General features: G+C 39.6%; 9 protein-coding genes and 1 pseudogene. 9 read left to right on the top strand and 1 reads right to left on the bottom strand.

All coding sequences use genetic code 11. From position 1 onward, the window contains the following. Nucleotides 1-351: 351 nt before the first annotated feature. Nucleotides 352-1,749 (bottom strand): glycosyltransferase, encoded by a 1,398-nt coding sequence (locus RSX31_RS23255; protein ID WP_315636133.1) that lies wholly within the window; start codon nt 1,747-1,749, stop codon nt 352-354. A gap of 138 nt (nt 1,750-1,887) precedes the next feature. Between RSX31_RS23255 and RSX31_RS23250 the strand changes: the two genes are divergently transcribed. From RSX31_RS23250 to RSX31_RS23210, 9 genes and pseudogenes are all read left to right on the top strand, one after another. Further along, nucleotides 1,888-2,601, top strand: a complete 714-nt coding sequence (locus RSX31_RS23250) for a sugar phosphate nucleotidyltransferase (RefSeq protein ID WP_315636132.1) — start codon at nt 1,888-1,890, stop codon at nt 2,599-2,601. 4 nt (nt 2,602-2,605) lie between these two features. Beyond that, entirely contained in the window at nt 2,606-3,568 is a 963-nt protein-coding gene (gene rfbB / locus RSX31_RS23245; protein ID WP_315636131.1) for a dTDP-glucose 4,6-dehydratase, read from the top strand. After that, nucleotides 3,565-4,401, top strand: a complete 837-nt coding sequence (rfbD, locus tag RSX31_RS23240) for a dTDP-4-dehydrorhamnose reductase (RefSeq protein ID WP_315636130.1) — start codon at nt 3,565-3,567, stop codon at nt 4,399-4,401. Before rfbB ends, rfbD begins: the two co-directional genes overlap by 4 nt. A gap of 11 nt (nt 4,402-4,412) precedes the next feature. Then, nucleotides 4,413-4,868, top strand: a complete 456-nt coding sequence (locus tag RSX31_RS23235) for a dTDP-4-dehydrorhamnose 3,5-epimerase family protein (protein WP_315636129.1) — start codon at nt 4,413-4,415, stop codon at nt 4,866-4,868. 132 nt (nt 4,869-5,000) lie between these two features. After that, nucleotides 5,001-5,819 (top strand): glycosyltransferase family 2 protein, encoded by an 819-nt coding sequence (locus tag RSX31_RS23230; protein WP_315636128.1) that lies wholly within the window; start codon nt 5,001-5,003, stop codon nt 5,817-5,819. Nucleotides 5,820-5,832: 13 nt separating this feature from the next. Continuing rightward, on the top strand, nt 5,833-6,507 hold the full coding sequence (locus RSX31_RS23225; protein ID WP_315636127.1) for a glycosyltransferase family 2 protein: 675 nt from the start codon (nt 5,833-5,835) through the stop codon (nt 6,505-6,507). 22 nt (nt 6,508-6,529) lie between these two features. After that, nucleotides 6,530-7,228 carry a class I SAM-dependent methyltransferase gene (locus RSX31_RS23220; RefSeq protein ID WP_315636126.1) on the top strand — a complete coding sequence of 233 codons (699 nt, stop codon included), beginning with the start codon at nt 6,530-6,532 and terminating at the stop codon, nt 7,226-7,228. After that, entirely contained in the window at nt 7,221-7,880 is a 660-nt protein-coding gene (locus RSX31_RS23215) for a glycosyltransferase family protein (RefSeq protein ID WP_315636125.1), read from the top strand. Before RSX31_RS23220 ends, RSX31_RS23215 begins: the two co-directional genes overlap by 8 nt. Before the next feature lie 386 nt (nt 7,881-8,266). After that, a pseudogene (locus RSX31_RS23210) lies at nt 8,267-8,645 on the top strand (hypothetical protein); the annotation flags it as partial.

The following is an 8,645-nucleotide window of genomic DNA, read 5'->3' as shown; positions in this document are numbered from 1 at the left end:
AAAACACCTCCAAATGTAAATGAATTATTTACTACTTGAAGGTGTTTTATTCAGTCTCATATTATTAGGTCTCTCTATAATGCAAAGGTGGGGTTTGTCTACGGTCTGAAAGAATCTCTAAATGAGATTCTTTTTTCATTTTCTTTAAGAAACGTGTGAGTTCTATGTTGGGATTCAAGTTTTATGAAACAATTACTTCTATATTGAGTGGTATTGAAGGCATGCATATGATGGGAAAATGATGATTTCTCCACCGGTAGAGTCTGCCTAAAAAGAAGTTGGTTTCATACATAAGTAGTTGAATTGAATCAAATATGTCATTGAACAGTTCATGTAGGCTTTTTATCCCTATCAAATGTCTTTTTCCCCAGACTCCACCTTTTCTACACGAAAAAGAATTTGATAGCGTGTAGCATACTCAGATAAATGATCCAATTCAAAGCCGAACTTTTTTCCTAAATGAGTTACTTCAGTGAAAAAAATCTGTACTTTAGGATCTACAGGAAATTTAGTATAAGCTTGAGAGTGAATGGTAAATTGCTCACTAGGAAAGAGCGTATGAACTGTATTGGGGGTGAAGAACCGCAGGTGTGTACGATCAAGAATTCCTGCATCGACATAATTCCAGTTTCCTTGTAGTAAGGGAAGAAGAGCTTCTGCATGGGCGATATTAGGTAGGCTAACCACCATAGATCCCCCCGGTTTGAGATAATTGTTACAACGCTTAATCACTTGCCAAGGGTCTTTTAAATGCTCTAAGACATCAGCAAATATAATCGTATCAAAAAAAGATTCTGGGTATTCGTTTTCAGTCGTTTCCACGTCTATCGATTGAACTTCTTGATAATGAGATCTCGCAAGACTAGCAGCTAAGGAGTTGAGTTCAATCCCATACATCTCACAATCTTGTCGGTTTAATAATTCCAGTCCTGTTGCTCCAGCTGCACATCCCACGTCCAAGATTCGCTTTGCGTTGGTGGGAACTAGATTTACTATTTCGGGACGGGGATGAGTGTAATAAGTAAGATTGGTCTGCCATTTATCAATGAAACGCTGTTGATTCACGTGAAATAGGTGGTTAATGTTTAAATCCTGGTTTCCTGTAAAAGTAGCATGACCATGGTGATGAACAAATGAGTCTAGGGCAATCGCCAGTTGATAACCTTGTTGAAGAGCACGGATACATAGATCATCATCTTCAAAAGAACCCAATTCAAAATCTTCATCAAACCAACCAATTTCATCTAGAACTATCCGTTTGGCTAAAAGGCAAAAGCCCACCAATCGTAATACTTTTTTTGTTTTACCAGCATTTTCTTTTTGGATTTGTTCGGCAAATTTATCAACTTGGCTAATTTGTGTATAGGGAACGGGGATTTGTTGTTGTCCACTTACATAGTTACTGATCGGTCCAATCATTCCTAACCTTTCGTCAGAAGCTAATCGACCAAGCATGGGGGCTAGCCAATTTTTTGTCACCACTGTATCGTTGTTGAGAAAGAGAATATAATCACCAGTAGCAACTTCTCCGCCTTGGTTACATCCTTTTGCAAATCCTACATTATGCTTGTTGCGAATCAGCTTGATATCTGGCTGTGATTTTAGGTAGTCCACTGTACCATCACTTGACCCATTATCCACGACAATCAATTCAATTTCTTCTTTGTTGGTATGTTTTCGTAAACTGTCAAGGCATTGCTTTGTTAAGGGTAATTGGTTATATGTGAGGATAATAATACTAACTTTCAATTGATTCACCACCTAAATAAAAAACATCATATTTAATATGTATGATTCCATCCCGAAAGAGTTACAAAAGAGTTCTTAGTGACCATTACCCTCCTATTGAATAAACATGATTAGAGAAAGTCGAAAGGTGGGCAATTGATGAAAGGGATTATTTTAGCAGGTGGAACAGGATCTAGGCTTTATCCGTTAACCAAGGTAACCAATAAGCATCTATTACCTGTAGGAAACGTTCCGATGATTTATCATCCCATTCAAAAACTGACAGAATGCGGCATTACCGATATTTTGATTGTGACTGGAGTGGAACATATGGGGGATTTTGTTCGACTCTTAGGGAGCGGAGCAGCGTTTTCTGCATCTTTCACTTACCGAGTTCAGGATCGTCCAGGAGGCATCGCTCAAGCACTTCAATTGGCTAAAGGTTTTGTAGGAAGGGATCATTCGGTGGTACTGCTTGGGGATAATGTTTTTAAAGAGTCCATTGTACCTTTTGTGAAAAAATTTGAAGAACAACAAACTGGTGCGAAGATTTTAATCAAAGAGGTAGACTATCCAGAGCGGTTTGGTGTCGCAGAAATTAGTGGAAATCGGATTCTTTCTATCGAAGAAAAACCTAAAAGACCAAAGAGTAAATATTGTGTGACAGGAATTTATATGTATGATAATCAAGTGTTTTCATATATTGAACAATTTAAACCATCCAAACGTGGAGAGTATGAAATAACGGATGTAAATAATAAATATATTGAGAATAACATGTTAACATATGATCTTTTAAAGGAGTGGTGGACAGATGCAGGTACGCCAGAGTCCTATTTAAGAGCAAATCAATTAGCTTTTTCTAGGAAGTGATAGGATGAAAACGATCTTAGTAACAGGTGGATCAGGCTTTATTGGAAGTCACTATATCGATTATTTACTTACCCATTATCATGACATTGTTGTAATCAATCTAGATAAATTGTCGTATTCAGCCAATCAAAATAATGTTAGGAAATGGGAAGGGAATGATCACTATCATTTTGTGCAGGTGGATTTAGCAAAGAAGGAACAAGTGGGAACTATATTTCAGAGATATACCATCGATGAAGTCGTTCATTTTGCTGCTGAATCTCATGTGGACCGAAGTATTCAATCTGCAGAACCATTTTTTGAGTCGAATGTTATGGGTACTCTTCATTTATTGGATGAAGCTAAAAATCACCAGGTACAAAGATTTATCCAAATCTCAACGGACGAAGTATATGGAAGTTATCCCGTAGGCTGTGCAGATGAAAACGCACCACTCCTAGCAAAAAATCCATATTCTGCAAGCAAAGCCGCTGCAGATTTACTTGTTCATTCTTATTACTATACCCATGGACTCCCGGTTGTGATTACTCGTTGTACGAACAACTATGGTCCTCATCAACATCCAGAGAAACTAATTCCTCATTTGATTAATAGAGCATTGAATAGACAGTATCTCCCGATTTATGGAGATGGATTACAAGAACGAGATTGGTTATATGTGGAAGATCACTGTAGCGGGATTGATTTGGTCCGACAAAACGGAAAAATAGGTGAAATATACCATATTGGTGCAGAACATACAGTTCCCAACTTGGAAGTAGCAAAATCGATTTTACAAGCATTTGATTTGTCTGAATCGATGATTAGACATGTAAAAGATCGACCTGGGCATGATGTGAGATATTCATTGGACACAACGAAGCTTCGTCAAGAGCTCAACTGGAAACCAATGATTTCCTTTGACGAAGGTTTGCAGAATACGATTCGCTGGTATCAAGAACACTTACATTGGTGGAAAACAACATGAGGATCTTAGTGAATGGAGCTGGTGGACAATTAGGATCTGATTTTATAAGGTCGGTCCCCCGCAATGGAGTAGAGGTCATTGGAAAACATAAAAAGGAATGGAATATCCTAGATCCTAGAGAAACACGGGATTGTATCCAAGAAATAAGGCCAGATATCTGTATTCATTGTGCAGCGTATACCAAAGTAGACCAAAGCGAGAGTATTCCTGACCTTGCTTATGAGATCAATGATCTAGGTACGCAAATCGTAGCAGAAGCTTGTCAAAAATGGAAAGTGAAAATGGTTTTCTTTAGTACGGATTATGTATTTGCTGGTGACCAAGCAGAAGGTTATAAGGAAGATGGTATGCGCAAACCAATCAATATTTATGGGAAAAGTAAAGCTCGTGGTGAAGAAAAAGTTCAAGAAATTTGTGATGAGTGGCTAATATTACGAACCTCTTGGTTATACGCCAAAAAAGGTCATAATTTTGTGAATACAATTCGAAATAAAATCCTGCAAGGAGATCATTTAAAAGTAGTGAACGACCAAATTGGTTCGCCTACATTTACCGAACATGTAGTCGATCGGACCATTCAATTGCTAGAGCGTGGTGGAAAAGGGATTTTTCATCTGAGCCATCAAGGAAAGTGTAGTTGGTATGACCTTGCATTAGCGATTGGGAGAGCTATGAACAAAGACGTAGAAATTCAACCGATTTCAAGTGAGGAACTTTCTCAAGCAGCAAAAAGACCAAAATATTCCCAACTAATTGATACAAGACTTCAAGAATATCAAGTGGAACCTATGCCTCCTTGGGAAGAGGGACTGGAAGCTTACTTTAGGGATTGAGGTGACAACTAGTGATTCAAGGTGTGAAATACAAAAAGCTGATCAAACATGTAGATGATCGAGGTTCCTTTATGGAAATTATACGAGATGATGAGGAATGGTTCACTCGTTTTGGTCAACTTTCTTATTCATTTACTTATCCGGGCGTAATTAAAGCTTTTCATTACCATGAAAAGCAAGATGATATCTGGTTTTTCCCAAAAGGAAATGCACAAGTTGTTTTACATGATTTACGCAAAGATTCATCCTCATGTGGGGAAACATCCGTCTATTATCTAGGTGAAGAAAAACCATCTACATTGTTAATCCCGAAAGGGGTCGCCCACGGATACCGTGTATTGGGGAGCGCCCCAGCAATTATTGTATACTTGACGACAGAATCCTATGATCCAAGCCATCCAGATGAGTTTCGCATTGCATATGATGATCCAACCATTGGCTTTGATTGGAGTACTCAGTTTCGTTGAAATAAACAACCAGCTGCTATCGGCTGGTTGTTTTTCGTGAAGGGGTTGAACTCTTTACGTCGATTTTATTAACATAGATCATATCGGGATTGCGTACATAAATATAGAGCCATTGGAATGGAGGTAGATATGATGAAATCTGTACTTATTGCAAGTCCTGTTCGACAGAAGCCAGCCATTTTAGGAGAATTTTTAACATCAATCAAAGAATTGAAAAGAGATCAGGCTAAGGTAGACTATCTCTTTATCGATGATAACGATGAACAAGCATCTCACCAATTATTAACTCAATTTAAAGAAGAACATGAAAATACGATGGTTTGGGACTGGGAAGATCAAAAGCCTTATCTTTGCGATGAGATGACTCATCATTGGAATGAAGAGCTAATCTGGAAAGTGGCCGCCATGAAAGATCGTATGTTGGAGTATGTATTAAAAGAAGGCTATGATGCTATTTTTCTAATTGATTCTGATCTGGTGTTACATCCTGGTACACTGGAACAGTTGCTCTTGGCAGATAAGGATATTATTTCTAATATTTTCTGGACTCGTTGGAAGCCGGATGATATGGAGATGCCTCAAGTTTGGCTCCAAGACACTTATACGCTGTATCGAAAGGGACGAAATGAAGTGATTACAGGGCAAGAAGCAATGCAACGAATTCTCCAGTTTTTCAGACAATTACGTGTACCAGGGGTGTATGAAGTAGGGGGCTTAGGAGCATGTACAATGATCCGTCGAGAAGCCATTGAGGTTGGGGTACGTTTTGCTGAGATAAAGAATCTCTCATTTCAAGGGGAAGACCGTCATTTTTGTATTCGGGCAGCTGCGCTTGGGCTCTCTCTCTATGTAGATACTCATTTCCCTGCTTATCATATCTATCGTGAATCTGATCTGGAAGGAGTGGCTGATTATAAAAACAAAGCACATATTTCGTCCCAAAAGCGCTAAACTGACCTTATCGATGGTTGTGAAAAACGAGGCAGATCGTTATCTACGCTCTGCTCTAGAATCACATCGTGCATGGATTGATGAAGCAGTGATTATTGATGATGGCAGCACAGATCATACGGTAGCCGTGTGTCAAGAGGTGTTACAAGGCATTCCGTTACACATTATTCAGAATAAGAATTCTAAATTTTCAAATGAGATTGAGCTTCGGAAACAACAATGGGAGGAAACCATTCGTACAGAGCCAACATGGATTTTAAATCTTGATGCAGATGAAATGTTGGAGTCAAGCTTTGGTGATCAAGTAAATGATATTTTACATCAGAAAGAATACGATGCGATCTATTTTCGCCTTTATGATATGTGGAGTGAAACGGAGTATCGAGAAGATCGCTATTGGTGTGCCCACCACTTTTATCGCCCCTTCCTGATTCGCTATCGCCCTGATGTCGATTATCAGTGGCGAGAGACAGCACAACATTGTGGTCGGTTTCCGCTAACGATCTCTACTTTTCGCTATTACTGTCATCCAGCTCGTGTTCGTCACTATGGCTGGGCAAAATCAGAGGATCGGAAGCGAAAGTATGAGCGATATATGAAGCTAGATCCTGATGGGATCTATGGTTGGAAGGAGCAGTATGAGTCCATATTAGATGAACATCCTCATCTGGTCCAGTGGATGGAATAGAGAGGAAATGAGGGGGTGAAGCATGACTTACGATAATCTTTATGGAGAGAAAGAAGAGGGTTACTACCAAGGACTCAATCTTTCTCTTCTTCAAAAAGTATCTCCACAGAGCACCTGTGTATTGGAAGTAGGATGTGCAGAAGGGCGTTTAGGTGCATCGATTCAGAAGCAGTTTCAGGCTAAGGTATATGGAATCGAATTATATAAAGAATCTGCAGAAAAGGCGAAATCATGTTTAACCGATGTGCTAGTCGGCGATATCGAAGAAGTGGAACTCACTTATCCAAAGTTATTTTTTGACCATATTCTTTTCGGTGATGTGTTGGAGCATTTAAAAGATCCCTGGTCTGTTCTAAAAAAAGTCAAACCTTATCTCAAAGAGAATGGGAGTATTTTAGCTTGTATTCCTAATGTAGGACATATCTCGATTTTGATTGAGCTTCTTGCAGGAAACTGGAACTATACAAAACAAGGATTACTCGATCAAACACATTTACGTTTTTTTACACGGAAAAGCATTTTACAGCTTTTTGACAGTTCAGGTTATCAAGTGGTAGAGATGGAAAATTTACTCTATACCAGCCCTTATGATGAACAATGGATTTCACCACTACAGACTTTACGAATTCAGCTCCAGATGGCGGAAGAAACCTTTTCTACAGATGTTCGAGCATACCAATACATCGTAAAAGCTGTGCCAAGAGGGGTAGGCAATGAATAAAGATGGATTTTTGTTTGTTACATGTGTCAATGATGATGTGATGTATGAACGGTGTTTGGCTCAACTTCAACGCTTGGTCATCCCCACTGGTTTCGAAGTCTCTTACTTGAGAGTTACGGATGTGGAGAGTATGACAGCTGGATATAATCAAGCGCTCCATCATCCACAAAAATATAAGGTTTATATTCATCAAGATACCTTTATAATCTATCCCTATGCATTACTCTACTTGCTTCAACTATTCACTGCTCATCCTAAGCTTGGAATGGTAGGTGTCATTGGTTGTAAAGAGCTACCTCAAAGCGGAATTTGGTGGGAATCCGATCAGATGGTAGGTATGGCCATCGATCGACCTGGACCTTATCGCCTCCTATCCTATCCTGGGGATAAAGGATATACTCCAATTGCAGCAATTGATGGACTATTCATGGCAACTCAAGTGGATCTTCCTTGGCGGGAAGATATATTTCAAGGATTCCATTTCTATGATATTTCTCAAAGTTATGAGATGGCTAGAAATGGGTATCAAGTGGGAGTGATTGAGCAAAAAGAACCCTGGTGTATTCATGAGAGTGGTGATCGGTTTGATCAGGTGGGATATAGCAGGGATCTGTCGATTTTTTTGAATTATTATATTCATGGAGATAAATAATAGAAACCTTTAAATCTAGGGGTTTCTATTTTTTTTATACACTAGAACCTATTATATGTCCATTTCATTCATCACCTCATATATAAGTATAGAGTGAAAAAACACCCCACAGAAAGGGTAGGTTCAGATTAGTTTTCCGAATATCCCCACATTACAGCCGCAATTGACATTGATCGTGACGAGTTATTAATCTCTTGTTAGCTTCCATTGCTTTTGAAGAGCTTACTTTAGCTCATATTCTGAACGCGGAAGCAGAGAAGATTCAATGGGCTGTTGGAACTTTTCCTAGTCTGACTCCACTACCTGCGTTAAGTGATCTGTATCTTCTAACCTAAAACATAACTGAAAAGAATAGTGAAATCATGTATAGAAAGGAAGAGATTCGTATGGGTTTTATTATTAATTGCCCCGGTCCAACCGGACCAACTGGAGCGACCGGACCAGCGGGAGCAACGGGGGTGGCAGGAGCAACCGGGTCTGCAGGAGCAACAGGGCCAACGGGAACAACGGGGGCGACAGGAGCAACTGGGTCTGCAGGAGCAACAGGGCCAGCGGGAACAACGGGGGCGACAGGAGCAACTGGTCCGACGGGTACTACCAGTCCATTTGCAGCGGGAACATTCGGATTCATTCCTGTAGCGGGCCAGGCTAATATTCCAATAGGCACTAATATTCCACTTAATTCCTCCCGAGTATTTGGATCAGGCATTTCGTTATCTGGAACGGATGCCATTGAATTAGTTACAGGAATTTACATTGTACACT

It is taken from the genome of Rossellomorea yichunensis (genome assembly GCF_032337515.1).
Lineage (GTDB): Bacteria > Bacillota > Bacilli > Bacillales > Bacillaceae_B > Rossellomorea > Rossellomorea yichunensis.
Note: the sequence above shows the minus strand (reverse complement) of the source record. Positions and strands in the feature narration are given on the sequence as shown.

Bases quoted from the DNA above. Each gene is read 5' to 3' on its own strand.
- RSX31_RS23250 (WP_315636132.1), top strand. From the start codon at position 1,888: ATGAAAGGGATTATTTTAGCAGGTGGAACAGGATCTAGGCTTTATCCG.
- rfbB (WP_315636131.1), top strand. From the start codon at position 2,606: ATGAAAACGATCTTAGTAACAGGTGGATCAGGCTTTATTGGAAGTCAC.
- rfbD (WP_315636130.1), top strand. From the start codon at position 3,565: ATGAGGATCTTAGTGAATGGAGCTGGTGGACAATTAGGATCTGATTTT.
- RSX31_RS23230 (WP_315636128.1), top strand. From the start codon at position 5,001: ATGAAATCTGTACTTATTGCAAGTCCTGTTCGACAGAAGCCAGCCATT.
- RSX31_RS23225 (WP_315636127.1), top strand. From the start codon at position 5,833: ATGGTTGTGAAAAACGAGGCAGATCGTTATCTACGCTCTGCTCTAGAA.
- RSX31_RS23220 (WP_315636126.1), top strand. From the start codon at position 6,530: ATGACTTACGATAATCTTTATGGAGAGAAAGAAGAGGGTTACTACCAA.
- RSX31_RS23215 (WP_315636125.1), top strand. From the start codon at position 7,221: ATGAATAAAGATGGATTTTTGTTTGTTACATGTGTCAATGATGATGTG.